The organism is Pseudomonas sp. P42 (genome assembly GCF_017973755.1).
GTDB classification, from domain to species: Bacteria; Pseudomonadota; Gammaproteobacteria; order Pseudomonadales; family Pseudomonadaceae; genus Aquipseudomonas; species Aquipseudomonas iridis.
In genome coordinates, this window is sequence record NZ_JACOPU010000002.1 from 465094 (window position 1) to 489955 (window position 24862).

Consider the following 24862-nt stretch of genomic DNA (forward strand, 5'->3'; position numbering starts at 1 on the left):
AGTCCACAAATAATCCCCTGTGGGAGCGAGCCTGCTCGCGAATGCGGTGCATCAGTGACAGAAACTGGTCTGGTGCACCGCTTTCGCCAGCAGGCTCGCTCCCACATTGGTTTTATCAGTTTCAAGGGTTCAACCCCATCGCAATCATCGTTTTGCTCCGCGCATACCGGCTCAACCGTTCCGCCATCGCCTGGGGCAGGGCGGGGTCGACACTGAACCCGCGTCGCTCATAAAACCCGCGCAAATCCGGATGGCAGAACAGCCACACCGGCTCTGTCACATCCTTCACCGCAATGCTGATCAACTGCGCAGCAACTCCCTGCTCACGGCATTGCGGATCAACAAACAACCCCGTCAACCAATGCCCACCCGCCACCGGCCGCAGGCATAGCGCCGCAACAATGTCGCCACGTCGCGCCACCCACAGCTGCGCCTCGCGCACGGCTTTCATCGAAGATTGGTGGCGGCGGTAGAACTTGTTCATCAAGGGCCATAACGATTCGTCGAGCAGGCTGTACTGGGTGTCGGGCATGGGATCGGACTGGCGGTGGAGGAGGCGGCGATTATAAAAGAACGTACGTCACTGGATAGGTGTATACCTGAGCCTACAGTCATGTGAGTGGAGTCATCATCATGTCCAAAGGTATGGATTCAAAGAAAGCCGCGAAGAAGAAACCGGCCAAGACCGCGATTGAGAAGCGGGCGGAGAAAAAAGCCAAGAAAGTAGACGTATTCGGTCACTGATCACGCCCTTCGGCAGTCCGGTTCTCGGGCTCCTGCCTCTATCAGAAATAATTTGCCTATATCTCGCTTGCCATTGCACAAAAGCCTCCTGGAGGCTTTTTTTGTTTCTGGCTGAACCGATTTTTGTGCAAAAAATGCCAGATACTGGCCGACTAGTGGCCTTGCATCAGGCTTTGCGCTGGCTATGCTGACCCATAACTAACTATGTCGACCGTCGTGCCAGGCATGCCGAGTGCATAGGGTTAGTTCGTGATTCATGCTGCCAGAGTGCGCAACCCGAGGCACCGACACTGAACCAACAAGGAGCGTTATCTAAATGGACTTTCTTCAAAACGTTAGGGCTGGCCCTCAACCGGGCTATCAAGAGAAGGATGTCTTGATTAGAGCGTTGCTGCATGGACGCTCCGATTAATCATCATTTATCACCTGACAACTTCCTCCCGTGGAGGAATGCGTGTGCCTGTTCTGTGGAACGTAGTGGTGGATTCTGAAAGACCTGAACTTTCATCAAATCAAAAGAACGCGCGGAAGGTGATACAACCATGTTCAACCTACATCACAAGGCTGACCTGAAGGAAATCGAGCGCTTCAGCTGTGCCTTGACTGAAGCCAATGCCAAGTTGGCAGCGATCAGCCGTTCGATGGCGATGATCGAGTTCAGCCCCGATGGCATCGTTCTGGATGCCAATGAAAACTTCTGCAAGACCATGGGTTATGGCGCCGAAGAAGTGCGCGGCAAACATCACCGGATCTTTTGCGAAGAAGCGTTTTATCGCAGCGAGGAGTACGCGAAGTTATGGCGCGACCTGGCCCGGGGCGAGCCGATCAGCGGGACGTTCCTGCGTTTGAACAAGAGCGGCAAGGAGGTCTGGCTCGAAGCCAGTTACATGCCGGTCTATGGCCAGGACAAACAAGTAAAAAGTGTGATCAAAGTGGCGTCGGACATTACCGCGCGGATCAATAAGGAACATGAAGAGGAAAGCATGCTGGCGGCGATTGGTCGCTCGATGGCGGTGATCGAGTTTACGCCGGAGGGCAATGTGATTACCGCCAACGAAAACTTCCTGAAGACCACGCAGTACACGCTCAGCGAAGTCGTCGGCCACCACCACAGCATGTTCTGCCATCGGGCCGAAGCCGAGTCGGTGCAATACAAGGCATTCTGGGCTTCGCTCAATCGCGGCGAATATCACTCCCATCGCTTCGAGCGCAAGAACAAGTCCGGGCAGATGGTTTACCTCGAAGCTTCGTATAACCCGTTGTTCGACGCCAAGGGTCGCTTGTACAAAGTGGTCAAGTTCGCCAGCGACATCACCCATCAGATGACCACGTTGCAGAACGCCGCGGAATCGGCCCACAGCACTTCGGTACAAAACGACGCCTGCGCGCAAAAAGGCTCACAGGTCGTGCAGCAAACGGTGCAGATCATTCAGGATATTTCCCGCGATCTCAACGAAGCGGCGGTCAGCATCGATGCGGTCAGCAAGCAGTCGGACATCATCGGCACTATCGTCCAGACCATTCGCGGAATTGCCGATCAAACCAATTTGCTGGCGCTCAACGCGGCCATCGAAGCGGCGCGGGCCGGCGAACACGGGCGGGGTTTTGCGGTGGTCGCGGATGAGGTGCGCAGTCTTGCTGCCCGCACCAGTCAGGCGACGCTGGAGATTGTCGAGGTGGTGCGCAAGAACCATGATCTGTCGCTAAGCGCGGTATCGAGCATGCAATCGAGTTTGAGCCGCACCGGGCTTGGGGTTGAGTTGGCGAACGAGGCGGGCGAGGTGATTCTGGAAATCCAGCAAGGCTCGCGGCATGTGGTAGATGCGATCAGCCAGTTCAATGAGACCCTGCAACTGAACTAGCACCGCATAAATACTGTAGGAGCTGCGGCACGCTGCGATCTTTTGATCTTTAAATTCAAGATCAAAAGATCGCAGCGTGCCGCAGCTCCTACATCATGTTTCATGCTGCCTTGAGGTCAAAGTGCAGCAAGAAACTTGTCGCCTGTCCTTGACGTCACTGCAGTGGCTGACGATTTATGTCGCCGCCGCAGAATCCGGCAACGCCGAAGCAGGCAGACCAAACACCCGATCAAACAGCCAGTTGAAGGCAAACGTGTAGCAAGGGATGAAGATGATCAGCGCCAGATCCAGCAGGAAAGCCTGCACCAGGCTGATATTCATCCACCACGCGATCAACGGAATCAGGAACACGATCAACGTTAGTTGAAAACCGATTGCGTGGGCGATGCGTCGTTTTACGGTGCGGGTGCGTGATTGCTGACGACTTTCCCAGTGCTCGAACATCGAGGTATAGATGAAATTCCAGGTGACGGCGATGGTCGTGATGATCACCGCCAACGGCCCGGTGCTGCCCGGCGAGGTGCCCGACAACAGCGCCAGACCAAGGGCGGAAAAGGTCATGCCGATCACTTCGTAGAGCGACACATAGACCAGTTTGCGTTTGACGCCTTGCATGCAGATTTGCCTCTTTCTTGCGATTTGTTGGCCAGTGGGACTGGCGGAGACGGCGAAAGATAGCTTCAATAGGGTTGACAGAAAAAGTCAGAAGCTTTCAATTCTATTGATAGGTTGATCCATTGAATTTCAACAGCGACAGCATCGAACTGTTCCTTGCGGTGATTGAGCGCGGCTCGTTTTCCGCCGCCGCCCGCGCATTGGGCAAAGTCCCATCGGCCGTGAGCATGGGCATCGGCAACCTTGAGGCCGAACTGGGTTATTCGCTGTTTGATCGCAGCCATCGTGAACCGCAACCGACGGCAATGGCGCTTTCACTGGTCCCTCATGCCCGGCTGATCGCCGGGCAGCTCAAGCAACTGCAAGTACACGCGGTGGAGTTGTCATTGGGGCTGGAGAGCAAGTTGTCGATCGGCGTGGCTGCGGACATCGACCGTCGGCGTTTGCTGGCGGCGATCAAGGCTATTGCCGAGCGCCATCCGCTGCTCGACATCGAAGTACTGACGGCGCCGCAGGATGATGTGCTGGCGATGCTGCACAGCGGCCGCGTTAGTGTGTGTCTGGCGTTCGCCGGGTTGAGCATGAACGTGCTGGAGCGCTTTCAGTTTGTCGGCAGCGAACGGATGATCGCTACGCTGGCGGCGGACAGTCCGCTATTGCAGGGTCAGGATCTGTTTCTGGAAGACCTGGTGCACGTACGGCAAATCTTCGTCGCCAGTCGTGACTTGCCGATCAGTGAGACGCGGCCATTGGTGGCTGAATCTCACTGGCGCACCGATACGCTGGAAACAGCGATGGAGATGGTCGAGGCGGGATTGGGCTGGGGCAATTTCCCGCTGTCGGTGGTGCAGTCGCGACTGGATGCCGGGCGTTTGAAACGGCTGAATTTTCGCAACATTGAAAATGGCCTGGTGCTGCCGGTGCACGCGGTTTGGCTCAAGAGCCAGCCGCTACAGAAAGGCGCATTGGCCCTCGTTGACCTGCTCAGTCACTAGAGACGGTGGAGATCCAATGTGGGAGCGAGCCTGCTCGCGAAAGCGCCGTGTCAGTCGTCAATTGCTTATCTGACACGACGCTTTCGCGAGCAGGCTCGCTCCCACCGGGATTGTAATTCAACCTTGAATTTTGTGAACACCACAAAACCTGTGGGAGCTGGCTTGCCAGCGATAGCGGTGTATCAGCCAAAAATGTATCGACTGACCGGACGCCATCGCTGGCAAGCCAGCTCCCACAGGAATTTCAGGGGTTATGTGCTTTCGCGGACCTTCAGTTCGAAGCCCATGTCTTCCACCGGCCGCGCCACCTTGTTCCCGGCCATCAACGTCAGCATCTGCTCCGCCGCGCGCCGGCCAATCGCCTCACGCGGTGTGTTGATGCTGCTCAGGCGCGGCACCATGTGCTCGGACATCGGCAAGTCGTTGAAGCCCAGAATCGCCACTTGCTCAGGGATTTTGATGCCGTGGCGCAGCGCCTCCAGCAATGCGCCCTGTGCCAGGTCATCGTTACCGAAGAAGATCGCATCGACATCCGGGTGCGCCGCGAGCAATTGCAAAAACAACTCGCCACCCAATCCCACTGACGAAGCGCGAGGCGTCAGCACTTCCAGATCCGGGTCATAACGCCCTGCCTTCTGTAACGCTTTGCGAAAACCTTCGCCACGCAGCAACGTGCGCTGATCAAGTTGCGCACCGATGTAAGCCAGACGTTTGCGCCCTCGCGAGAGCAAATGCTCAGCCGCCGTTTCGCCGGCGCTGAGCTGGGAGAAGCCGACGCAATTCACTCCGGCGGCGCTGTCCAGTTCCATCATGTACACGCAGGGAATGTTGCTGGCCTCGATCATCCGCCGCGAACTTTCGGTGCGATCAAACCCGGTCAGCAGAAACCCGCGCGGCTGATAGGCCATGTAGTTGCGCAGCAGGTTTTCTTCTTCATCACGGGAGTAGTGGAAGTTACCGATCAGCACTTCAAAGCCCTTGGGCGTCAAAACCCGATGAATGGCTTCCAGCGTATCGATGAACAACAGGTTGGACAGTGACGGCACCAAAACCACCACCGAATGGCTCTGCGCCGAGGCCAGGGCACGGGCGGCAGGGTTGACCACGTAGTTGAGTTCGAGGGCGGCCTTGCGGACTTTGTCCACCAGCTCGGTGGCCACGGTGCTGACCCCGCGCAAGGCTCGGGAAGCGGTAATCGGGCTGACGCCGGCAAGGCGAGCAACTTCATTAAGGGTGGGACGGCCGGTGGTGCGGGTATTTTTATCGTTTTTAGGAGTGGTCATCGGGCGGCTTGCCAAACAAAAATCAAGGCACTAAGGTAGCGCTGTCCTGATGCAGCTGCAAATGCGTAAGCGAGGTCCTGCCTGATCTTCGCTTTTTGGTGTTGGGAACAAACCTGCTGCAACCCAAAAAAACGACAAGAAGGCGTCGGCAACTTCTATCTGTGCACTAGAGTCATAGCTTGCAAAGGTAGCGCTGTCTGCGCGCTGAGGTGTTTCATGAATCATCCCATCACCGCCCTGGTCATCATGGGCGTTGCCGGTTGCGGCAAGACGTGCGTCAGCGAGGCCCTGTGCCAATTGAGCGGCGCCACTGCCATTGAAGGCGATACTTTCCATCCGGCCGCGAACATCGAAAAGATGAGCGCGGGGATCCCCCTGAACGACGACGACCGTGCCGGCTGGCTCGACAGCCTGTGCGAGGAGCTGCGTCGCGTTGACGCCACGGGCCAGCGCCCGGTGCTGACCTGCTCGGCCCTCAAACACAGTTATCGTGAAGTTTTGCGCAGTGCCCTGCCGGGCCTGGGCTTCGTGTTCCTTGAATTGACCCCTGAAGTTGCCGCCGAGCGTGTGTCCCATCGTCCGGGCCACTTCATGCCGGCCACGCTGATCGAAAGCCAGTTCGCCACCCTCGAATCGCCCAAAGGCGAGCCGTTGACCCTGGCGTTGAACGCTTCGATCCACAGCGTCGAAGAACTGGCAGAGCAAGCTCACGTCTGGTGGCAGGCCAATGGCCTGAAACAGGCGGTATGAGTGTGTTCATGCAGACAGCGCTGTCCTTACGACTTCTGATTAACCCGCTTTAATAACAACAACAAACCAGGAGACACCCCCAATGTTTGGCATGTCCCACGACGCCTACCTGCTGCTTGATGCAGTGGTCACGGTGATCGGACTTATCGTCCTGATCACCAAGTTCAAGATTCACCCTTTCATTGCCCTGACCATCGCCGCCGCATTCCTCGGCCTGACGTCCGGCATGCCGATCGGCACCATCATCAAAGCGTTCCAGGACGGCTTTGGTGGCGTGCTCGGTTTCGTCGGCATCATCCTCGCGCTGGGCACCATGCTCGGCAAAATGATGGCCGAGTCGGGCGGGGCAGATCAGATTGCCCAGACCCTGATTCGCGCGTTCGGCAAGGACAAAGTCCAGTGGGCAATGATGTTCGCCGCGTTCCTGGTGGGCATTCCGTTGTTCTTCGAAATCGGCTTCGTGCTGCTGATTCCGCTGGTGTTCATCGTTGCCCGCCGCACGGGCGTGTCGATCATCAAGATCGGTATCCCGTTGCTCGCCGGCCTGTCCGCCGTGCACGGTCTGGTGCCACCGCACCCGGGCCCGCTGCTGGCCATCGGCGTGTTCGGCGCTGACATCGGCAAGACCATTCTCTACGGTCTGATCGTTGCGCTGCCGACTGCAATCATTGCCGGGCCGATCTTCGGTACGTTCATCGCCAAGCACATTCCGGGTCACCCGAATCAGGAACTGGTCGATCAACTGGCCCGCGAAAACGATACCGCTGTCCTGCCGAGCTTCAGCATCACCCTGATCACCGTGCTGCTGCCGGTGTTCCTGATGCTGCTGAAAACCTTCGCTGACGTGGCGTTGCCGGACGGTAACTTCTTCCGCACCTGGATGGACATGATCGGTCACCCGATCTCGGCACTGCTGCTGGCATTGCTGCTGTCGCTGTACACCTTTGGCTACAAGCAGGGCATCGGTTCCAACCAGATCCTCAAGTGGCTGGATGCGAGCCTGGCGCCAACCGCCGCGATCATCCTGATCATCGGTGCCGGCGGTGGCTTCAAGCAGATGCTGGTCACCAGCGGCGTGGGCGATGTGATCGGCCACATGGCGGTCAGCGCACAGATCTCGCCGATCCTGCTGGCATGGCTGGTGGCGGCGGTGATCCGTATTGCCACCGGTTCGGCAACTGTTGCGACCATCACTGGCGCGGGCATCGTGGTGCCGGTGGTCGGGATGGTTCCGGGCGTCAACCGTGAACTGCTGGTGCTGGCCACCGGTGCCGGTTCGTTGATCCTGTCCCACGTCAACGACGCCGGTTTCTGGCTGGTGAAGCAGTACTTCAACATGACCGTGGCCGAGACGTTCAAGACCTGGACGGCGATGGAAACCATCCTCTCGGTGGTCGCGTTGGGCTTTATCCTGCTGTTGTCGATGTTCGTTTAACAGCAAACGCCACTCACAAAAAAACCGCAGCGATGCGGTTTTTTTGTGGGGGATGATTCGTGACACAGACAAACCAATGTGGGAGCGAGCCTGCTCGCGAATGCGATGTGTCAGTCGATATGGATTTCAGCTGACTCGACGCTTTCGCGAGCAGGCTCGCTCCCACAGGTAAGGTGTCAGATGCTGGATTTCGGGGCTAACCCATCCGCCCGGAACATCCCGCGAATGCCGCGTACAGCCTGGCGAATGCGGTCCTGGTTTTCGATCAGTGCGAAGCGCACGTGATCGTCGCCATACTCACCAAACCCCACCCCCGGCGAGACGCAAACCTTGGCCTCGGACAGCAGTTTCTTGGCGAATTCCAGCGAACCCAGATGCGCATAAGCCTCAGGGATTTTCGCCCAGACGTACATCGAAGCCTTCGGGTTTTCGACCATCCAGCCCAGTTCATGCAGGCCTTTGACCAGCACATTACGGCGCTGGCGATACTGCTCGGCGATGTCTTTCACACACTGCTGATCGCCTTCCAGCGCAGCAATCGCGGCGACTTGCAGCGGGGTGAAAGTGCCGTAGTCGTGATAGCTCTTGATCCGCGCCAAGGCGTTGACCAGTTCTGGATTACCGACCATGAAACCGATGCGCCAACCGGCCATGTTGTAGCTTTTGGACAGGGTGAAAAACTCCACCGCGATGTCTTTGGCGCCCGGCACTTGCATGATCGACGGGGCTTTCCAGCCGTCGTAGACGATGTCGGCGTAAGCCAGGTCGTGGATGACCAGCACATCGTATTGCTTGGCGAGGGCGATCACCCGTTCGAAGAAATCCAGTTCCACGCACTGCGCAGTCGGGTTCGACGGGAAGCCGAGGATCATCATCTTCGGCTTCGGGATCGAGCCGCGAATCGCCCGTTCCAGTTCGTCGAAGAAGTCCACGCCCGGCACCAGCGGTACAGAACGCACCTGAGCGCCGGCAATTACCGCGCCGTAGATGTGAATCGGGTAGCTGGGGTTTGGCACCAGTACAGTGTCGCCCTGATCCAGGGTCGCCAGCATCAGATGCGCCAGGCCTTCCTTGGAACCGATGGTGACAATGGCTTCGCTTTCCGGGTCGATATCGACCTCGTAGCGTTGCTTGTACCAATTGGAAATCGCCCGACGCAGACGCGGAATGCCCTTGGACGTGGAATAACCGTGGGTGTCGTCACGCTGGGCGACTTGCACGAGTTTTTCGACAATGTGCGGCGGCGTGGCCCCGTCGGGGTTGCCCATGCTCAAGTCGATGATGTCTTCACCACGACGCCGCGCGGCCATCTTCAGCTCGGCGGTGATGTTGAAAACGTAAGGGGGGAGTCGATCTATGCGCGCAAAGCGGCGCGGCGAACCTTGTTCAGCCATTGTTGCCTCGGATAACGTAAGCGCCCGGAACCGTCCGAGCGACGCTGGTCACTGCGGTGACCTGTTGGCGAAGATAAGGGCTGTGATGGCAGACTGTCCAGCCTGCGCGTAAACAAATTTTTCCAAGGAAATCGGTTGATGGAATTCACCAGCGGCTTTTTGCTGAGCCTCTCGCTGTGCCTGGATATCGGCGTGGCCAACATCGCAATGATCACGCTGGCCATGCAGCGCGGTTATTTCCAGGGCTTCGCGCTGGGCCTCGGCACCTGTGTCGGCGATCTGATTTACGCGGTGCTGGCACTCGCCGGGATGACCGTGTTGCTGCAATACGAAACCGTGCGCTGGGTGCTGTGGATCGGCGGTTCGGCGCTGCTGATCTACTTTGCGGCGAAGATGATCTATTCGGCAATCCATCACGAGGCGCTGCTGGCCGAGACGGCTGAGGTAGGGCAGAACTCCCATCGCAAGGAGTTCTTGCGGGGGATCTTCCTCGCCATGTCCTCGCCGAGCGCGATTCTCTGGTTCGCTGCGGTAGGCGGCACGTTGATCGCCCGCTCGGGCGGGGGCGGACCTTTGAGTTCGGCGTTGTTTCTCGGTGGGTTTCTGTGCGCCGGGCTGTTGTGGTCGGCCGGTTTGTGCTTCGCCGCAAGCCATGGTGGCAAGCTCCTGGGCGATAAGCTGCTGCGCTACTCCTATATGGCATCTGCAGCGATCTTCTGCTATTTCGCGGTTTACGTGATCGTATCTGGCTACAACGAGTTTGTCGGGTCAGGTGCGGCCGAGGCCCTGCATACGCTCTGATGTTGCGAATCGGGTTTGGCTTCTATACTCCCAGCCGAACCCACTTTTTTCGTTCCAGGAGTCGAGTCATGGATGAGCAAACACGCGTCGAAGTGGCAGAACCTCGCTTCGAACATGGACAATTCCTGCTGATAGCAGGGCTTGGCGGACGATTTACTCAGGACACCACCGATGGCATCCCCGAGCTGTGGGAAAAATTCATCCCGCATCTGGGCAAGATTCCCGGGCAAAAGAACGAAGTGACATTCGGCGTCTGCTGCAATGCGGACGGCAAGGGTGGTTTCGAATACATCGCCGGGGTCGAGATCAGCAAACTCGATGACCTGCCGGAACAGTACCGTTGGATCGAGGTGCAACCGCAGGATTACGCGGTGTTCGAGCACAAAGGTTCACTGGATCAGTTGCCAGAGACCTTCCAGTACATCTGGAAAACCTGGCTGCCGCAGTCCGGACGCGAAGCCGCCGATGCGCCGGAGTTCGAACGCTACAGTGAGGATTTCAACCCCAAATTGCATACCGGCACGCTGGAAATCTGGTTGCCGCTCAAGGCCTGACGCACGTTGACTGGACGGATCAGCGATCCGTCCAGTCAACGTTTTCAGCCGCGCTTGCCCTTGCCCACACGTCGCGCCCGCAACAGGTCGATGCCCAGGGTTATAAAGCCGAACGTACTGATGCCCAACACCATCAACAGGCCGATTTCTACGCTGCTCATAAACGGTTTCCCCCAAGGGTAATCAGAGACACGCCACAGAAATAGCCGCCCGCGAGGCGCAAGAAAAGCGCTTATACGCAGGCTTTACGCCGCCCGCGCGGATCGATATGCACTCCTTATTCCTTTATGCTCTGCGCACTTTTCCCGCTGATTTCAGAGCTGCCATGAACACCGTTATCCGCAACGTCACCGCCACTGACCTGGATCGCTGCTACGCCATCGAAACCGTTGCCTACGAAGGCGATGAAGCCGCCACCCGCGAGAAGATCGCCACGCGCATTGCGACCTGGCCGGAAGGCTTCATCGTTGCCGAGGTCGATGGCGAGGTCGCCGGGTTCGTCAACGCGGGCGCGGCATTCGATGTGCAGATGTCGGACGAGGCGTTCAAGGAACTGATCGGGCATGATCCGGCGGGGCCGAACGTGGTGATCATGTCGGTGGTGGTACACCCTGATTACCAGGGGCAGGGGCTGGCTAAGCGCTTGCTGGCCGAGTTCATCGAGCGCATGCGCGGGATGGATAAAGCGACGATTCATTTGATGTGCAAGGAACAGCACATCCCGCTGTATGCCGGGTTCGGCTTTGCCTACATCAAACCGTCGGAATCGGATCACGGCGGGATGGCGTGGCACGAGATGATTCTGACCCTGTAAATACTTCCCCTGTAGGAGCTGCCGAAGGCTGCGATCTGTTGATCTTGCTTGTAAAAAACAGGATCAAAAGATCGCAGCCTTCGGCAGCTCCTACATGGAGGGGCGTGGTGCGTCAGTAAAGGCTATCGCGGACCCTGATCGGCGCTTCGCGGTCGTACGTGTCGGCGTCGAATTGCCCATCGTTCAGGCGTTTATGAAAGGCGCCAGCCGTGGGCAGTGCCGAGCGCGGCAGATGCGTTTCAAGGTTCCACGCGTCCGAGCGCACAAACGCTTTCGAACAATGGAAAAATGCCGCTTCCACCGTCACCAGCAACACCGTTTTCGCCGGTTTGCCGTTCACCGCAAAACTCTCCAGCAACGCCGGTTCATCACTGATCAACGCCGTGCCGTTGACCCGCAACGTCTCGCCAATCCCCGGAATGATGAACAACAGCGACACCCGTGGATCGTGCAGCACATTGCGCAAGGTATCGATGCGGTTGTTGCCCGGGCGGTCCGGCAGGGCCAGCGTGCGTTCATCGACGATCCGCACAAACCCCGGGGCATCACCGCGCGGCGAATTGTCGAGACCATCGGCACCCACCGAGCTGACGATTACCAGCGGCGAGACACGCACCATCGCCTGATAGTCTTCGTTGAGAAAAGTGATCTGCTTGCGCACCGCACGTTCGTGCGGCAATCCGTAAATAGCTTCCAGTGCTTCGATTGAATCGATCATCGTGCATCCCCTCGATGACTTAAAAAAACAGACCCATGCGCCGCTCGTAACCGATTCGGCCCTTGTACGCTTCGCCGCTGTCGACGTAGCCGTGTTTGGCGTACAGCGCGATGGCAGCCTCGTTGTCGGCGTCCACCGACAGTTCCAGCCCCTTGATCTCCGGCCATGCCTGGCGGGCAACCTCGGGCAGCGCATGCAGACACGCCTTGCCGTAACCCTTGCCCTGCGCCCGGCGATCGACCTGCAACGCATGCAGCGTGGCGCTGTGTTCATCGGCCCATGCCGGTAACACCGGCGGACGCTTGAGCAGCAGGAACGCCACCGGCACCTCATCGGCCAGCAGTGCAAAACCCTTCACGCCAGGGCCGGGTTTCGACAGCAAGGTGTGCAGGGCGCCGTGGATGTCGCCGGAGAACTTGATTTGTTCGGGATGGATTTCAATCGCCTCGACTTGCTCACGCTGCTGGGCGTTCAGGCTGTCGTACGGCACGAGTTGGGCTGACACGGGAATTTCCTTTTTCCTACAAAGATGAGCCTCGGATTCTAGCGACTTTGCTTCCTGCGGAATTTTTTTGTTTCAGTTGTCGATCGACCGATGCGCCGAACGACTAAGGGTGTCTTTCCAACAAAAATCACGGAGAACACCATGAGCGCACAAGCTGACATCCAAGCTCTGATCAATACCTACCGCGACGCCGTCATGACCAAGGACGTGGAAAAAGTCATGGCGTTGTATGCCGATGACATCGTCTCGTTCGACGCGATCAAGGCCCTGCAATTCAAGGGCAAACCGGCCTACCGCGCGCATTGGGTGGACTGCATGCAAATGTGCCCCGGCCCGCACATCTTCGAGTTTCAGGAAGTCGTCATCGAAACCGCCGACAACATCGCCTTCGCCCACTGGGTCGCCAATTGCGGCGGCACCAACGAGAAGGGTGAAACCCAAAGTTGCTGGATGCGCGTCACCGCCTGCTATCGGCAAGTCGACGGCGCGTGGCGGATTGCCCATGAACACTGGTCGGCACCGTTCGATCCGATGAGCGGCGCGACGCTGTTCGATGTGCAGCCGTGATCTTCAGCCATAGTTGATCCGTTCGAATCAGGAGAGCGCCATGAAATATCTATGCCTGGTCTACAGCGATGAACGTCTGCTGCACTCGTCGCCCGACAGCCCCGAAGACGCTGAATGCTGGGCCTATGCCGAGTCGATTCAGGGCAGCGGGCGGATGGTTGCCGCCGAGGCGCTGGAGTCAGTGCAGACCGCCACCACGGTGCGCATGCGCAACGGCAAATTGTCGATCACCGATGGGCCGTTCGCCGAAACCAAGGAGCAACTGGCCGGCTTCTACCTGATCGACGCCAAGGATCTCAACGAAGCGATTCAGGTCGCCGGGAACATCCCGGCAGCCCGAGTGGGCAGCGTTGAAGTGCGCCCCGTGCGGCAGTTGAATGTCTGGGGTCGCGGCGCGGGTCGAGCAGGTCTATCGCGAAGACTCGCGGCGAATTCTGGCGACATTGATCCGCCTGCTCGGCGATTTTGACCTTGCCGAAGAAGCCTTGCACGAGGCGTTCTTCGTTGCGGTCGAGCGTTGGCAGCGTGACGGCGTGCCGGACAATCCGCGCACCTGGCTGGTGTCGACCGGGCGCTTCAAGGCAATCGACGTGCTACGCCGCCGTGCACGCTTCAAAGCCTCGCAGCCATTGTTGCTGGCGCAACTCGAAGAGCTCGAAGATGCCGACTGGAGCGACGAAGACGTGGAAGACGATCGCCTGCGGCTGATCTTCACCTGCTGTCACCCGGCGCTGGCGGCGGATGCGCAAGTGCCGCTGACCTTGCGTGAAGTCTGCGACCTCACCACCGAGGAAATCGCCCGCGCCTTTCTCTCGGCGCCGGGGGCCATTGCCCAGCGCATCGTGCGCGCAAAAGCCAAGATCCGTGACGCGAAAATCCCTTATCAAGTCCCCAGCCTGAGCGAACTGCCCGAGCGACTGGACAGTGTTTTGCGGGTGATTTATCTGGTGTTCAACGAGGGCTATTCGGCGTCGATGGGTGCTGAGCTGACTCGCGAGGACCTGACCCGTGAGGCGATCCGACTCGGGCGATTGCTGATGGAATTGTTGCCGGAACCCGAGGTGATGGGGTTGCTGGCATTGATGCTGCTGCACGAGTCCCGGCGTCCGGCGCGCACCTCGCCCGATGGCGAATTGGTGCTGTTGGACGATCAGAATCGCTCGCAGTGGGATGCTGAGTTGATGGCTGAAGGTTGTGCGTTGGTGGAACGGGCGCTGACCACACGACGATTCGGGCCGTATTGCCTGCAAGCGGCGATTGCCGCCGTGCACGCCGAGGCGCCAACCGCCGAGGAAACCGATTGGCAGCAGATCGTCGGGCTGTATGACGTGCTGCTGCGGGCGATGCCTTCCCCGGTGATCGAGTTGAATCGCGCGGTGGCGGTGGCCAAACGGGATGGGGCGTTGGCGGGGTTGACGTTGATTGAAGGGATTCTGGATCGCGGCGAATTGCAGGACTACCACTTGGCGCATTCGGCGCGGGCGGAGTTTTGTCGGCAGTTGGGCCGGGTCGAGGTGGCGCGGGTGGCTTATTTGCGGGCGTTGGAGTTAACCCGGCAAGAGCCTGAACGGCGTTTTATCGAGGCGCGCTTAAACCAACTACCGACACCCAACCCCCTGTAGCAACTGCCGAAGGCTGCAATCTTTTGATGTTGATTTTCTTCAATCAACAACAAGATCAAAAGATCGCAGCCTTCGGCAGCTCCTACATGGGTTGCAACTGTAGGAGCTGCGGCACGCTGCGATCTTTTGATCTATTCCAGCATCTTGCTCAGCAACCAGCTCCCCGCCGGCCCCGGCGGATAAAGCCGCGACCACAAGGCATCGACAAACACCGGTTTCGGCCAGCCGCGCACTGTCAGCTCCACCAGCGTGCCATTGCCGAAACGCCCCACCAGCCAGCGCGGCAACGGCGCCCAGCCGAAACCCATTTCGGCCATTTCCATCAGCATCAGGTAACTCGGCGCCGACCACACGCGGCCCTTGGCGCGACTGTCGTAAGGATTGACGATCGTCGCCAGACGCAACTCGCGATGCTGCTCCAGGATTGGCTGATCGACGTGTTCCAGTGTCGCCAGCGCATGTCCACGACTGACGAACAGGGCGATATCGGTGCGCTCGGCCACAGTCGAGGTCACAAGGTCCGGCGGGTAATTGTCCTGCATCTCGGCAAACGCCAGATGCGCCCGACCGCGCTGCACCAGTTCAATCAAGTCATCGCATTCGGCAATCAGGCATTCGAGTTCCAGATCCGGATAGCGCTGTTCAAAACCGAACAGCGCCGCTTCGAAGCGCGCGGATTGATAAGTGTCGGAAATCGCCACGGTCAACTTCGGCTCAACGCCTTGGGACAATTGCCGCGCGGTCATTTCCAGGCGACTGTTGGCCGTAAGGATCGCCTCGGCGCGTTGCAGCATGACGTGGCCGGCGGGTGTCAGCGTTGGTTTGCGGCTGCTGCGATCAAACAACACCAGGTCCAGATCAATCTCCAGACTCGCCACCGCCGCACTGATGGTCGACTGACTGCGCCCGAGTTTGCGCGCTGCCGCCGAAAACGATCCCTGGGTCGCCGCCTGGACGAATGCCAAAAGCACTTCTTGCGATGCCATGAACTATCGCCTCAATCGATGGTTATTGGTTTTTAAGTATCGATGCGAGGATGGATCATGGCAACCATCTTCACTCAAGGAGTCAGGCCATGACTGCCCAAAAATCCATCACTGAACGCATCTTCCAGGCTGTTGGTTTCGAATTGCTGGCGATTCTGATCTGCACGCCACTGCTGGCGTGGATCATGAAAAAACCGCTGCTCGACATGGGCGCGGTGACGGTTTTGATCGCGATGCTGGCGCTGGGCTGGAACGTGGTGTTCAACCGGTTTTTTGACCGCATGCTCGAGCGCATGAATGTTGCCCACAACGCTTGGGTGCGGGTCGTTCACGCCTTGCTGTTCGAGGGTGGTTTGATCGTGATGGGCGTGCCACTGATTGCCTGGTGGCTGTCGGTCAGCCTGTGGCAGGCGTTCTTGCTCGACATCGGCGTGTTGCTGTTTTTTCTGCCGTACACCTACGTGTATCACTGGGGCTACGACGTCCTGCGCGAGCGCTTCCTTATGCGCAACGCCTGCCAGGGCTAACCCTCATTTCCGTGCAGGAGCTGCCTTCCGCAGCTCCTGCAGTGGGATTTTCGGTTAGAAGATCTGGGTGAACAGCCAGTAGAGGCTACCCGACAGCAGGATCGCCGCCGGCAGCGTCAGCACCCACGCCATCAGCAGATTACGGATAGTCCTCATCTGCAATCCACCGCCATTGGCGACCATGGTCCCGGCCACGCCCGAGGACAGCACATGCGTCGTCGACACCGGCAAACCAAACATGTCCGCTGCACCAATGGTCAGCATCGCCACGGTTTCCGCCGAGGCGCCTTGCGCGTAGGTCAGGTGGGTGTTGCCGATCTTCTCGCCCACCGTCACCACGATGCGTTTCCAGCCGACCATGGTGCCGAGCCCCAATGCGATAGCAACGGCGATCTTCACCCACAGCGGGATAAACCGTGTGGCGTTGTCGATCTGTTGCTTGAACAGTTGCAGCTTGCCTGCGGTGTCGGCGTCGAAGTTGCCGACCTTGTTCTTGTCCATCAGGCGAATCGATTCGCTGGCCAGGTACATGTCATTACGCACGTTGCCCATCGCCTCGGCCGGGACTTTCGCCAGTGAACCGTAGCCTTTGACTTCCTCGCCAATGTGCCCGGTGAGGGCGGCGAGGGCGGGGATCAGTTGCGGCGTGGCTTCCTTGCTGCGCACGTAATCCGAGAGGATCGGGCGCGGATCGGCAGGTGCCGGCTGCGGCGCACTCTTCACCAGGGCTTGTTGGGTGACTTGCGCCACGGCGGCGAACTGCAGCGATTGTTCTTCGGGCATGGTGCGGTTCAATGCATAGGCCATCGGCAAGGTGCCGACCAGAATCAGCATGATCAGGCCCATGCCTTTCTGGCCGTCGTTGGAGCCGTGGGCGAACGATACGCCGGTGCACGTCAGGATCAGCAGACCACGAATCCACCATGGCGGCGGGGTGTTGCCTTTCGGTGCCTTGTACAGCGCACGGTTCTTCACGAATGCGCGCAAGGCCAGCAGCAACAGCGCCGCACAACCGAAACCCACCAGCGGTGAAAGCAGCAACGCATAACCAATCTTGGTGGCCTGCGCCCAATCGACACCGCTGGTGCCGTCGCGGCCATGCATCAAGGCATTGGCCACGCCGACGCCGATGATCGAACCGATCAAAGTGTGCGACGACGAGGCCGGCAAACCCAGCCACCACGTGCCGAGGTTCCACAAGATGGCTGCGATCAACAGGGCGAAGATCATCGCGAAACCAGCAGACGAACCGACCTGCAGAATCAGCTCCACCGGTAGCAGTGCGATGATGCCGAATGCCACCGCACCGCTCGAAAGCAACACGCCGAGGAAGTTGAAGAACCCCGACCAGACCACCGCAACATTCGGCGGCAGCGAGTGGGTGTAGATCACCGTAGCCACGGCGTTGGCGGTGTCGTGGAAACCATTGACGAACTCAAAACCCAGCGCAATCACCAACGCCACGCCGAGTAGCAGAAATGGCGTCCAGGTGGTGACCACCGTGCCGAGCTCCTGCACGTCGTGCATCAGACTGTAGGCGGTGAACAGCATCCCCATGGCCAGCACTGCGAAAAACAATACGTAGGTGAACGGGCTGGTTTTCTTGTCGAGGGAGGGCCTGCCGCTGGCGGCGGATGCTGGGCTGGCGGTCAGGGAGGGAGTAGCCATGAGAGGACAATCCTGAGCGAGGGAAGGAATGTCGCCCATGATCGTTGCAGAATGTTACAGAGAGACTGCCTCAGGTCAGTGTTTGGATGAATCGCTGGAGGCAAAGTCAAAAGATCGCAGCCTTCGGCAGCTCCTCCAGTGGCCTTGTAGGAGCTGCCGAAGGCTGCGATCTTTTGATCTTAATAATCTCCACGCTTACGAAATGCCCACCGCCCCGCAATCACCGTAAACGTCGCCACCAACGCGACCAGTATCCAGAACCCATGCGCGTCCTGCGACAGCGGCACGCCGCCGACATTCATCCCGAAGAAACCGGCAATGATGTTGATCGGCAGCGCCAGCACCGTCACCACTGTCAGGGTAAAGAGCGTGCGGTTGCTCTGTTCGTTGAGGTTGGCGGCGATTTCTTCCTGCAACAGTTTGATGCGCTCGCCGAGGGCCGTGAGGTCATTGATGATCAGCGCAAACTCCTCGGTGGATTTGCGCAGTTCCTTGACGTCCTCCTTCTGCAACCACGGCGGCGGGCGGTTGAGCAGGCGCAGTAGCGAACCTGGCTCCAGTGCCAGCAGCCGTTGCAATCTCACCAGCACTCGGCGGTTGGCACCGAGTTCGGCGCGGTTGGTCGACAGGCGCGAGGAGAGCAACTCGTCTTCGACCGTATCAACGCTCATGCTGGTCTTGCGCACGATCTGCGTCAGCACTTCGCCCTGATCGCGCAGCAGGTGCACGAGCAATTCCGAGGGCGAACGAAAACGCTCGCCGGCCTTCACCGACGAGCGCAGTTTATCCACCGAGTGCAGCGGTTGCAGGCGTGCACTGACGATCAGTTTGCTGCGCACGCACACCCACAGCGTCGACACGTCCGACGACACCATGCTGCTGAGGTTGAACACCACATCGTTGACCACTGCCAGCAACGCCGAGTCAACGTGCTCGATGCGCGTCGAGCGCGAACCTTCGTGCAGCGCCTCGAAAAATTCTTCGGGTAATTGCAGATGGCTTTTCATCCAGCGCTCGCATGCCGCGTGGGCCAGGTTCAGATGCAGCCAGAGGAATTCGCCGCTTTCGTTGTCGTCTTGCAGGCAACGCAATGCAGTTGTTGAATCGACTTCGCGACCCCGTTCGCCGGGCAGGAAACGAAAGCCGTAAAGCAAACCGAACAGGTCCGGATCGCGATGGCTGATATCGAGGCTGTGGTTCATGGAGGCTCGCTGCGAGGAGGGCGCTGGGCGGGATTTTCAGATTCACCTGTGCCGAATCATCGCAATGTCACATGACGTTTGTGTGACAGCTAAATGACGTCAAATCAAAGTGTTACCGGCGGTCGGGATTTGTTCAAGAAGCACTCTGGCGCGCCGATCTCAGGTGAGTTAGGTTGCGCGCCACTGGCCGTTGGCCAAGGTTCGCCGACAGGGACGTCCGGCACTATTTCACGCCTTTTGCTGGCGTGCCTCATCCCTGTCCTGAGTATCTGCGATGCTGCAAAAATCCCTGAGAGCGCAAATTCTCGCCCTGCTGAGCGGCAGCCTGCTGGCGGTCTTGTTGATCGCGTTGGCGTGTTTCCATTTCCTCTCGAATGGCGTGCAAAGCTACAGCCAATTGATTGCCGGCCCGTTGCACACCTCGCAATTGATCGATGAAGCCAACCTGCAATTCAAGGTGCAGGTACAGGAATGGAAAAACGTCCTGCTGCGTGGCAAGCAGCCGGCGGATCTGGCCAAGTATTGGAGCCAGTTTGAAGATCGCCAGCGCGATGTGCAGAGAATCCTCGGCGAACTGGCCAGCCAGAAAGGCATTGAGCCAAGCCTGAAAACCCGCATCGAACGCTTGCAGGAAGAGCATCGTCAGTTGGCAGGCGCCTACCAGAAGGGCCGTGATGCCTACGTCGCCGCGGGTGGCGATGCTGCTGTCGGCGACGCCGCTGTCAAAGGTGTCGATCGCGCTGCCAGCGATCAGATGAGCGAGCTGGTCGCCGAATTGCGCAAGCAGGGCACCGAGCAGTCGGCGCTGATCAGTGCTGATGCCGATCGCACCGTATGGCTGGGGCTATTGGTGATGCTCGCTTCGGGTCTGTTGATCGGGCTGTTGAGCCTGTGGCTGGTCAACCGTAACCTGATCGAACCGATCCGCAAACTCATCGACTACGTCACCCAACTGAGCCGCGGCAAACTGGCCGAGCGGGTGGTCAGCGACCGTCAGGATGAGCTGGGTAACCTCGCCGCCGCAGCCAATACCCTGCGCGACTTCCTCGCTGATACGTTCACCCGTTTGCAGCGCAGCGCCAGTGATCTGGACAGCGCCAGCGGCGAATTGAACGCCATCGCCACGACCATGGCCGGCGGCACCAACGAGCAGTTCAACCGCACCGACCAGGTGGCCACGGCGATGAACGAAATGTCCGCCACCGCCCAGGAAGTCGCGCGTCACGCCGCCGATGCCGCGCGAGCCGCCGACGATGCCGACCAGTCCGCCCAGCAGGGTGAAAAGGTCATGCAAAGCACCATTCACTCCATCACGCTGATGCGCAGCGAAATCGCCAACACCGCCACGGTCATTCGTCGTCTCGAAGCCGACAGTGGCCGCATAGGCAAAGTGTTGGAAGTGATTCGCGGCATCGCCGAGCAGACCAATCTGCTGGCGCTCAACGCTGCGATTGAAGCGGCGCGTGCCGGTGAGGCCGGGCGCGGTTTTGCGGTGGTCGCTGACGAAGTACGTAACCTGGCGCAGCGTACGGCGGAGTCGATCATCGAGATCAACCAGATCATTCAGAGTGTGCAGACTGGCGCGATAGACGCGGCGCAAGCCATCGATAGCGGCCAGACCCGCAGCGACGAAAGCGTTGAGCAAGTGACGCAGGCAGGCGCCATGCTGGAGCGCATCACCCACGCGGTGGAAGCGATTCGCGACATGAACCGTCAGATCGCCACGGCGGCCGAAGAGCAGACGTCGGTCGCCGAGGATATCTCGCGCAACCTGACCGAAATCACCTCGATTGCCAGCACCAACCTGGACAACGTGCAACGCACCGAAAGCGCCAGCCAGAATCTGCACGGCCTGTCCGGGCAACTGAACGAAGTCACCGCCCGCCTGAGCGCGTGACGCCATTTCCCCTCACCCTGGCCCTCTCCCGGGGTGAGGGGGGACGATCTTTCTTGCGACACATCATCCAGGCCAGCCCCCAGACGTAAAAAAGCCGCACGATCTTTCAATCGTGCGGCTTTGGTTAAACGGTGTATCAAGTGTCTTGCTTGTTGCTCAACACTTTGCCGGTGGTGGCGTCGAAGTCGACATCGAACTCTTTGCCATCAGCCGTTTTCAATTCAACTTCATACTCGTAACCGTTGAAGTGATTGTCCAGGTCAGTGTCAGTGATGGTTGCACCCGGATGCAGTTTCAATGCCTCGGCGTTCATCGACTCCAGCGACTTGATCTTGCCGGACTTGACCAACTCAGGGATCTGATCAACGCGTACATCAGCCTGAGCGATACCAGCGGTGAGGGTCAGGGCAGCAGCGGTAAACAGGGCAGTCAAAGTTTTCATAAGTTCATTCCTTGGTTTGTTTAAGTGCGTGTTCTGTTGAAGTGAGTTCAGATTAGCCAGCGCAACTTAATTCACCCTTAAATTTGCAAACTCTGGATACAACGCGGGCATAGAACCTGTGGGAGCGTACTTTGCCCGCGATGACGGCGCCTTGGTAAGCGATCAGAAACCGTTGCGCTTTAACACCTGATCAACACTACCGGCCGCCGGGCGTTTGTAGAACTTCAACAGTTCACTGGCGCGGTTGGTGAAAATGCCGTCGACGCCTGCGGCCATGACTTTGTCGAAGTCCACCGGTTCATCGACCGTGTAGACATGCACCAGCATCCCTTGGTCGTGGGTGTACTGGTTCATCCACGGTTGCACCAGATCCGAATAGCTCTGGTCGCCACCTTGGGTGAGCTTCGCCGAAGGGCCTGTGCCGATAGCGCCCTGAGCCTTGGCGTAATCAACCCATTTTTTAAATTCAGCTTCGGATTTCGGCTCCTGCTTGCCGTAGAAAGTGTTTTTTTCTTTCTCACCGGACTCGGCAAACGTCACCTTGGATTTCGGCTCGATGCTGCCTTCGCCGACCCACAGCAGCAGGATTTTCGGCACCTGCGGCATTTCCTTTTGCAGCAGCTCGAGGCTGTTCTTCTCGAAGGTCTGCAGGATCACCTTGCCTTTGCCCTGACCGACACCCAGCGCACTTTTCGCCAGTTTGGAGCCGGCCGGGCTGAGCCAGCCGCGATCCTGCAGTTTCTCCTTCAGGTCTTTTTCGAGGCCGGGGAACAACTGCGGCTCTTTGGTCTCGATGTACAGTCCCGGTTTGTGCTGCGGATTGGCTTGGGCGATGTCGATGACTTCATCGAGGGTGAGGATTTTCAGCCCGGCGTAGGACGGGCGCGCGCGGTCCGGGTATTTGGTGTTGTACCAGGTGCCGGCATCGAGGGTTTTCAACTCGGCCATGGTGAAGGCGTTGGCCGGGCTGTCCTTGCGATCCGGGAATTTGCTGGCAACGTCGGTGGTGCGCTGCAGATTGTCATCGTGCAGCACGAACAGCACGCCGTCCTTACTGCGTTGCAGGTCCATTTCCAGATAGTCGGCACCGAGGTCGCGGGCCAGTTTATAGGCGGCAGCGGTGGATTCCGGTGCATCGAAGGACGCGCCACGGTGAGCGATCACCGCCGGGTGCGGGATGCCGTGGGCCGCAGCCACGGCGTTCGGATCGCTGTGCGTGGCGGCATGCGTCTGACTGAAGCCGAGCAACAGGCTCAGCATGAGGGCGCTTTTGGTGAAAGTGGCGGGCATGGTCGAGTTCCTTTCGCAGGGCATTTTAAAAGACGTACCTTTTAACAACTGAATCGATTGCATGCTATCGCCAGACCGACATAAACCTATTAAAAGCGATATTTCCTGCACTTTTGTGGTGCTGTTTGCAGTACGCTTGCCCTCGGCAGACGTCCCGGCAGAGGGCGCGCCGTTCAGTTGTCCTGCGTGTAAACCATCGATCAACATTTCGTGAGGTTTACCATGCGCATCACCTCCCAACTCATCTGCCAGGCGGCCGACGACCTCAAGGGCTTTGTCGGCCTCAACCGCAAAACCGGCCAGTACATTGTGCGCTTCAGCGAAGACTCGTTCGGCATGGACGTGGCGGATGACGGCATTATCCCGACCAGCGAATTCGTCTGGGCCCCGATTTCGCCAACGACCATGACGTTGAAGCGTGAGCTGATTCAGCTGCTGCTGGATCAGAATATCGATGACCGGATCAACATCACCGAGCCGTTGCGGGTGTATATGAGCAAACGTGAAGTGCCGGAGATTGAAGCTGTGCGGAGTTTGGTGCGGGGCTGAGGTTTTTGCTGTTGCTGTCAGGGCCTCATCGCTGGCAAGCCAGCTCCCACAGGTAATAGGGTGATCTGTCGATCACGCTGTACTTGTGGGAGCTGGCTTGCCAGCGATCAGGTTGGTGAGTGCGCCGCTGGCATAACCGTTGTCATCCTCGATGCGGGTCGAGGTAAAAAATCACCGCGAAGCAAGACGTCATCAACGTGGCTCCGCGCAGGCTTCAATAAATGCCCGAACCAGCGGCGGCATCTGTCCCTTGAGTGCCGCACGCTCCGGTTGAAATAAAGTCGCGACAAAAAAACGATGATCCTTGAGTTCGATCGCCCGCAAGTCCCCCGCTGAATCACGACCCACTGCCTGTAGCTGATGTTTTAAAAGCTCCGCTTCGAACTGCGGATTCACACCGAAGCGGCAGCGATAGCCTTCTTGAATCTCCGACGTTTCGTACGCCTTGGCGATCAACGACCCGGGCAGTAGATGAATGCTGTCGATGGCTTCCACCAGCGAACAGGTCAACGGGGAGAGGATTGCTCTTTCGGCGTTGGGGGACGTTTCGCCATGTTCGGCATCCATCCAGCCCAGCACATCGCGGGAAAACTCCAGTACCGCATGTTGAAAACCGCCGCAGGTGCCGAGGAAAGGGCGTTGTTGCTCGCGGGCAAAACGAATCGCCCTCAGCGCACCTTGTTCGCTTTTGTAAGGGCTGGCAGGCACGCACCAGAAACCGTCGAACTTGTTTAATGGTGTATCAGCGTGGATTTGATCCGTGGCCAACCATTCGAATTGCACTTGGCGATCGAGCTGTTCGGCGACCAGAGCAAGGGCCACAGGGATGGCTTGGTGGGCAGTGACTTGCGGGTCGTAATCGCCGATCAGGGCGACGGAAATGGCGTCCATGGGATTTCCTTTTCAAGAGAGTGGCAAACGTGATTGTCCTGAGATCGTGGCCATTATGCGCTGGCCGGCCACATTGGACGATGAACCAGGGCAGGCCTTGCGTTTGCCCTGATCAGCGCTGTGGGTTCTGGCACACGTGAGCGTGCAATTCGCTGGTCAGGCCTTCGATGCGCTCCGTGAGGTTTTTCGTCATTTCGGTAAGGCGGGTGTTTTGTTCAAGCAACGCCAGCAATTGCGCGGAGTTCTTCGCCGCGTCAGCCTGACGTTCGGTATTGGCCTGTGCCAGCGCTTCACGGTGCTGCGCATCGGCGTCGGCCTGCGCTTTGTCTCGCGCGGCCTGACGGGTTTGTGCGAGCAGGATCAGTGGCGCCGCGTAGGCCGCCTGCAGGCTGAAGGCCAGGTTCAGCAGGATGAACGGGTAGACGTCGAATTGAGTCACGCCCCATACGTTGAGGCCGATCCACACCGCAACAATCAAGGTTTGCGCGCCAAGGAACAGCGGCGTGCCGAAGAACCGCGCAAAGGCTTCGGCGCGCAGGGCGAAGGCGTCGTTGCCGAAAGTCGTGTTCAGGTGGGCGTGGGGCCGGTGAAAGCGCAGGTGATCGATGGGGGCGGGGGATGTTTCGGGTTTTTCGCTATTCATGGTGTGCTCGGCAGGGCTTCGGACGTGCCGTCACTATAGCTCTGCGTTGTGGCCGCCGGCCTCTTCGCGGGCAAGCCCGCACAGGTTCAGCAGTCGTACACAGCATGT

General features: G+C 58.7%; 24 protein-coding genes and 3 pseudogenes. 14 read left to right on the forward strand and 13 right to left on the reverse strand.

The genetic code is table 11. The features are described from left to right. Positions 1–121: 121 nt before the first annotated feature. Positions 122–532 (reverse strand): GNAT family N-acetyltransferase, encoded by a 411-nt coding sequence (locus H8B20_RS07020; protein ID WP_210622712.1) that lies wholly within the window; start codon positions 530–532, stop codon positions 122–124. A gap of 754 nt (positions 533–1286) precedes the next feature. On the opposite strand from H8B20_RS07020, the pseudogene H8B20_RS28235 reads away from it, so the two are divergent. Both H8B20_RS28235 and H8B20_RS28240 read left to right on the forward strand, forming a co-directional pair. Continuing rightward, positions 1287–2063 (forward strand): annotated as a pseudogene (locus H8B20_RS28235) (PAS domain-containing protein); the annotation flags it as partial. Positions 2064–2177: 114 nt separating this feature from the next. Further along, positions 2178–2606, forward strand: a pseudogene (locus tag H8B20_RS28240) (methyl-accepting chemotaxis protein); the annotation flags it as partial. A gap of 174 nt (positions 2607–2780) precedes the next feature. Here H8B20_RS28240 and H8B20_RS07030 read toward each other — a convergent pair. After that, the gene (locus tag H8B20_RS07030) at positions 2781–3221 is read right to left on the reverse strand and encodes a PACE efflux transporter (protein ID WP_042560586.1); all 441 of its coding nucleotides are present in this window, start codon (positions 3219–3221) and stop codon (positions 2781–2783) included. A gap of 122 nt (positions 3222–3343) precedes the next feature. Here H8B20_RS07030 and H8B20_RS07035 point away from each other — a divergent pair, with 122 nt between their 5' ends. Continuing rightward, entirely contained in the window at positions 3344–4216 is an 873-nt protein-coding gene (locus H8B20_RS07035) for a LysR family transcriptional regulator (protein WP_210622714.1), read from the forward strand. 251 nt (positions 4217–4467) lie between these two features. Here H8B20_RS07035 and gntR read toward each other — a convergent pair whose 3' ends face one another. Beyond that, positions 4468–5499 carry an HTH-type transcriptional regulator GntR gene (gntR, locus tag H8B20_RS07040; RefSeq protein ID WP_210622715.1) on the reverse strand — a complete coding sequence of 344 codons (1032 nt, stop codon included), beginning with the start codon at positions 5497–5499 and terminating at the stop codon, positions 4468–4470. Between the two features lie 216 nt (positions 5500–5715). Here gntR and H8B20_RS07045 point away from each other — a divergent pair, with 216 nt between their 5' ends. Together H8B20_RS07045 and H8B20_RS07050 are read left to right on the forward strand one after the other, a co-directional pair. Continuing rightward, positions 5716–6249, forward strand: a complete 534-nt coding sequence (locus H8B20_RS07045) for a gluconokinase (protein ID WP_042560583.1) — start codon at positions 5716–5718, stop codon at positions 6247–6249. A gap of 82 nt (positions 6250–6331) precedes the next feature. After that, a complete protein-coding gene (locus H8B20_RS07050) occupies positions 6332–7684 on the forward strand; it encodes a GntT/GntP/DsdX family permease (RefSeq protein ID WP_210622716.1) in 1353 nt (450 codons plus the stop codon). 176 nt (positions 7685–7860) lie between these two features. Here the strand turns inward: H8B20_RS07050 and alaC are convergent, their stop codons facing one another. Further along, entirely contained in the window at positions 7861–9078 is a 1218-nt protein-coding gene (gene alaC, locus H8B20_RS07055) for an alanine transaminase (protein WP_210622717.1), read from the reverse strand. Between the two features lie 138 nt (positions 9079–9216). Here alaC and H8B20_RS07060 point away from each other — a divergent pair, with 138 nt between their 5' ends. The 3 genes from H8B20_RS07060 (at position 9217) to H8B20_RS07070 (ending at position 11247) form a co-directional block, all read left to right on the forward strand. Further along, entirely contained in the window at positions 9217–9879 is a 663-nt protein-coding gene (locus H8B20_RS07060; RefSeq protein WP_042560580.1) for a LysE family translocator, read from the forward strand. Positions 9880–9947: 68 nt separating this feature from the next. Continuing rightward, positions 9948–10433 (forward strand): GyrI-like domain-containing protein, encoded by a 486-nt coding sequence (locus H8B20_RS07065; protein ID WP_047299591.1) that lies wholly within the window; start codon positions 9948–9950, stop codon positions 10431–10433. A 325-nt stretch (positions 10434–10758) separates the two neighbouring features. Beyond that, positions 10759–11247, forward strand: a complete 489-nt coding sequence (locus H8B20_RS07070; RefSeq protein ID WP_210622718.1) for a GNAT family N-acetyltransferase — start codon at positions 10759–10761, stop codon at positions 11245–11247. A gap of 112 nt (positions 11248–11359) precedes the next feature. Here the strand turns inward: H8B20_RS07070 and H8B20_RS07075 are convergent, their stop codons facing one another. Beyond that, positions 11360–11965 (reverse strand): pyridoxamine 5'-phosphate oxidase family protein, encoded by a 606-nt coding sequence (locus H8B20_RS07075; protein WP_210622719.1) that lies wholly within the window; start codon positions 11963–11965, stop codon positions 11360–11362. Between the two features lie 19 nt (positions 11966–11984). Continuing rightward, the gene (locus tag H8B20_RS07080; protein ID WP_042560576.1) at positions 11985–12470 is read right to left on the reverse strand and encodes a GNAT family N-acetyltransferase; all 486 of its coding nucleotides are present in this window, start codon (positions 12468–12470) and stop codon (positions 11985–11987) included. Positions 12471–12611: 141 nt separating this feature from the next. Between H8B20_RS07080 and H8B20_RS07085 the strand changes: the two genes are divergently transcribed. The 3 genes and pseudogenes from H8B20_RS07085 to H8B20_RS07095 all read left to right on the forward strand — a co-directional run bounded on the left by H8B20_RS07085 (position 12612) and on the right by H8B20_RS07095 (position 14659). After that, complete coding sequence (locus H8B20_RS07085) at positions 12612–13037, forward strand: YybH family protein (RefSeq protein ID WP_210622720.1); 426 nt, start codon at positions 12612–12614, stop codon at positions 13035–13037. 40 nt (positions 13038–13077) lie between these two features. After that, positions 13078–13416, forward strand: a pseudogene (locus tag H8B20_RS07090) (YciI family protein); the annotation flags it as partial. Further along, positions 13415–14659, forward strand: coding sequence for an RNA polymerase sigma factor (locus H8B20_RS07095; protein WP_210622721.1), 1245 nt, complete (start codon positions 13415–13417; stop codon positions 14657–14659). The pseudogene H8B20_RS07090 and the gene H8B20_RS07095, both read left to right, overlap by 2 nt. 131 nt (positions 14660–14790) lie before the next feature. Here H8B20_RS07095 and H8B20_RS07100 read toward each other — a convergent pair whose 3' ends face one another. Next, positions 14791–15645: a LysR family transcriptional regulator gene (locus H8B20_RS07100; RefSeq protein WP_150592921.1), complete on the reverse strand. Its 855-nt coding sequence runs from the start codon at positions 15643–15645 to the stop codon at positions 14791–14793. A gap of 89 nt (positions 15646–15734) precedes the next feature. On the opposite strand from H8B20_RS07100, the gene H8B20_RS07105 reads away from it, so the two are divergent. After that, entirely contained in the window at positions 15735–16172 is a 438-nt protein-coding gene (locus H8B20_RS07105) for a multidrug/biocide efflux PACE transporter (protein ID WP_047299578.1), read from the forward strand. A 54-nt stretch (positions 16173–16226) separates the two neighbouring features. On the opposite strand, the gene H8B20_RS07110 is transcribed toward H8B20_RS07105, so the two are convergent. Next, on the reverse strand, positions 16227–17729 hold the full coding sequence (locus tag H8B20_RS07110) for an inorganic phosphate transporter (protein WP_401188769.1): 1503 nt from the start codon (positions 17727–17729) through the stop codon (positions 16227–16229). Positions 17730–18019: 290 nt separating this feature from the next. After that, positions 18020–19042, reverse strand: a complete 1023-nt coding sequence (locus H8B20_RS07115; RefSeq protein ID WP_210622723.1) for a transporter — start codon at positions 19040–19042, stop codon at positions 18020–18022. Positions 19043–19316: 274 nt separating this feature from the next. Between H8B20_RS07115 and H8B20_RS07120 the strand changes: the two genes are divergently transcribed. Continuing rightward, on the forward strand, positions 19317–20939 hold the full coding sequence (locus H8B20_RS07120) for a methyl-accepting chemotaxis protein (protein ID WP_210622724.1): 1623 nt from the start codon (positions 19317–19319) through the stop codon (positions 20937–20939). Between the two features lie 136 nt (positions 20940–21075). Here H8B20_RS07120 and H8B20_RS07125 read toward each other — a convergent pair whose 3' ends face one another. Together H8B20_RS07125 and H8B20_RS07130 are read right to left on the reverse strand one after the other, a co-directional pair. Then, positions 21076–21381: a PepSY domain-containing protein gene (locus H8B20_RS07125; protein ID WP_210622725.1), complete on the reverse strand. Its 306-nt coding sequence runs from the start codon at positions 21379–21381 to the stop codon at positions 21076–21078. 162 nt (positions 21382–21543) lie between these two features. Beyond that, positions 21544–22671 (reverse strand): glycerophosphodiester phosphodiesterase, encoded by a 1128-nt coding sequence (locus H8B20_RS07130; protein ID WP_210622726.1) that lies wholly within the window; start codon positions 22669–22671, stop codon positions 21544–21546. Positions 22672–22893: 222 nt separating this feature from the next. On the opposite strand from H8B20_RS07130, the gene H8B20_RS07135 reads away from it, so the two are divergent. After that, positions 22894–23220 carry a DUF2025 family protein gene (locus H8B20_RS07135; RefSeq protein WP_115146165.1) on the forward strand — a complete coding sequence of 109 codons (327 nt, stop codon included), beginning with the start codon at positions 22894–22896 and terminating at the stop codon, positions 23218–23220. A gap of 192 nt (positions 23221–23412) precedes the next feature. Here H8B20_RS07135 and H8B20_RS07140 read toward each other — a convergent pair whose 3' ends face one another. Both H8B20_RS07140 and H8B20_RS07145 read right to left on the reverse strand, forming a co-directional pair. After that, positions 23413–24111, reverse strand: a complete 699-nt coding sequence (locus tag H8B20_RS07140; RefSeq protein WP_210622727.1) for a CTP synthase C-terminal region-related (seleno)protein — start codon at positions 24109–24111, stop codon at positions 23413–23415. Between the two features lie 112 nt (positions 24112–24223). Then, positions 24224–24754 carry a DUF1003 domain-containing protein gene (locus tag H8B20_RS07145; protein ID WP_210622728.1) on the reverse strand — a complete coding sequence of 177 codons (531 nt, stop codon included), beginning with the start codon at positions 24752–24754 and terminating at the stop codon, positions 24224–24226. Positions 24755–24862 lie beyond the last annotated feature (108 nt).

What these genes read in the sequence shown, in the direction of transcription:
- H8B20_RS07020 (WP_210622712.1), bottom strand. Translation starts at nt 532, where the DNA reads ATGCCCGACACCCAGTACAGCCTGCTCGACGAATCGTTATGGCCCTTG.
- H8B20_RS07030 (WP_042560586.1), bottom strand. Translation starts at nt 3,221, where the DNA reads ATGCAAGGCGTCAAACGCAAACTGGTCTATGTGTCGCTCTACGAAGTG.
- gntR (WP_210622715.1), bottom strand. Translation starts at nt 5,499, where the DNA reads ATGACCACTCCTAAAAACGATAAAAATACCCGCACCACCGGCCGTCCC.
- H8B20_RS07045 (WP_042560583.1), top strand. Translation starts at nt 5,716, where the DNA reads ATGAATCATCCCATCACCGCCCTGGTCATCATGGGCGTTGCCGGTTGC.
- H8B20_RS07050 (WP_210622716.1), top strand. Translation starts at nt 6,332, where the DNA reads ATGTTTGGCATGTCCCACGACGCCTACCTGCTGCTTGATGCAGTGGTC.
- alaC (WP_210622717.1), bottom strand. Translation starts at nt 9,078, where the DNA reads ATGGCTGAACAAGGTTCGCCGCGCCGCTTTGCGCGCATAGATCGACTC.
- H8B20_RS07060 (WP_042560580.1), top strand. Translation starts at nt 9,217, where the DNA reads ATGGAATTCACCAGCGGCTTTTTGCTGAGCCTCTCGCTGTGCCTGGAT.
- H8B20_RS07065 (WP_047299591.1), top strand. Translation starts at nt 9,948, where the DNA reads ATGGATGAGCAAACACGCGTCGAAGTGGCAGAACCTCGCTTCGAACAT.
- H8B20_RS07070 (WP_210622718.1), top strand. Translation starts at nt 10,759, where the DNA reads ATGAACACCGTTATCCGCAACGTCACCGCCACTGACCTGGATCGCTGC.
- H8B20_RS07075 (WP_210622719.1), bottom strand. Translation starts at nt 11,965, where the DNA reads ATGATCGATTCAATCGAAGCACTGGAAGCTATTTACGGATTGCCGCAC.
- H8B20_RS07085 (WP_210622720.1), top strand. Translation starts at nt 12,612, where the DNA reads ATGAGCGCACAAGCTGACATCCAAGCTCTGATCAATACCTACCGCGAC.
- H8B20_RS07095 (WP_210622721.1), top strand. Translation starts at nt 13,415, where the DNA reads ATGTCTGGGGTCGCGGCGCGGGTCGAGCAGGTCTATCGCGAAGACTCG.
- H8B20_RS07100 (WP_150592921.1), bottom strand. Translation starts at nt 15,645, where the DNA reads ATGGCATCGCAAGAAGTGCTTTTGGCATTCGTCCAGGCGGCGACCCAG.
- H8B20_RS07105 (WP_047299578.1), top strand. Translation starts at nt 15,735, where the DNA reads ATGACTGCCCAAAAATCCATCACTGAACGCATCTTCCAGGCTGTTGGT.
- H8B20_RS07110 (WP_401188769.1), bottom strand. Translation starts at nt 17,729, where the DNA reads ATGGGGATGCTGTTCACCGCCTACAGTCTGATGCACGACGTGCAGGAG.
- H8B20_RS07115 (WP_210622723.1), bottom strand. Translation starts at nt 19,042, where the DNA reads ATGAACCACAGCCTCGATATCAGCCATCGCGATCCGGACCTGTTCGGT.
- H8B20_RS07120 (WP_210622724.1), top strand. Translation starts at nt 19,317, where the DNA reads ATGCTGCAAAAATCCCTGAGAGCGCAAATTCTCGCCCTGCTGAGCGGC.
- H8B20_RS07125 (WP_210622725.1), bottom strand. Translation starts at nt 21,381, where the DNA reads ATGAAAACTTTGACTGCCCTGTTTACCGCTGCTGCCCTGACCCTCACC.
- H8B20_RS07130 (WP_210622726.1), bottom strand. Translation starts at nt 22,671, where the DNA reads ATGCCCGCCACTTTCACCAAAAGCGCCCTCATGCTGAGCCTGTTGCTC.
- H8B20_RS07135 (WP_115146165.1), top strand. Translation starts at nt 22,894, where the DNA reads ATGCGCATCACCTCCCAACTCATCTGCCAGGCGGCCGACGACCTCAAG.
- H8B20_RS07140 (WP_210622727.1), bottom strand. Translation starts at nt 24,111, where the DNA reads ATGGACGCCATTTCCGTCGCCCTGATCGGCGATTACGACCCGCAAGTC.
- H8B20_RS07145 (WP_210622728.1), bottom strand. Translation starts at nt 24,754, where the DNA reads ATGAATAGCGAAAAACCCGAAACATCCCCCGCCCCCATCGATCACCTG.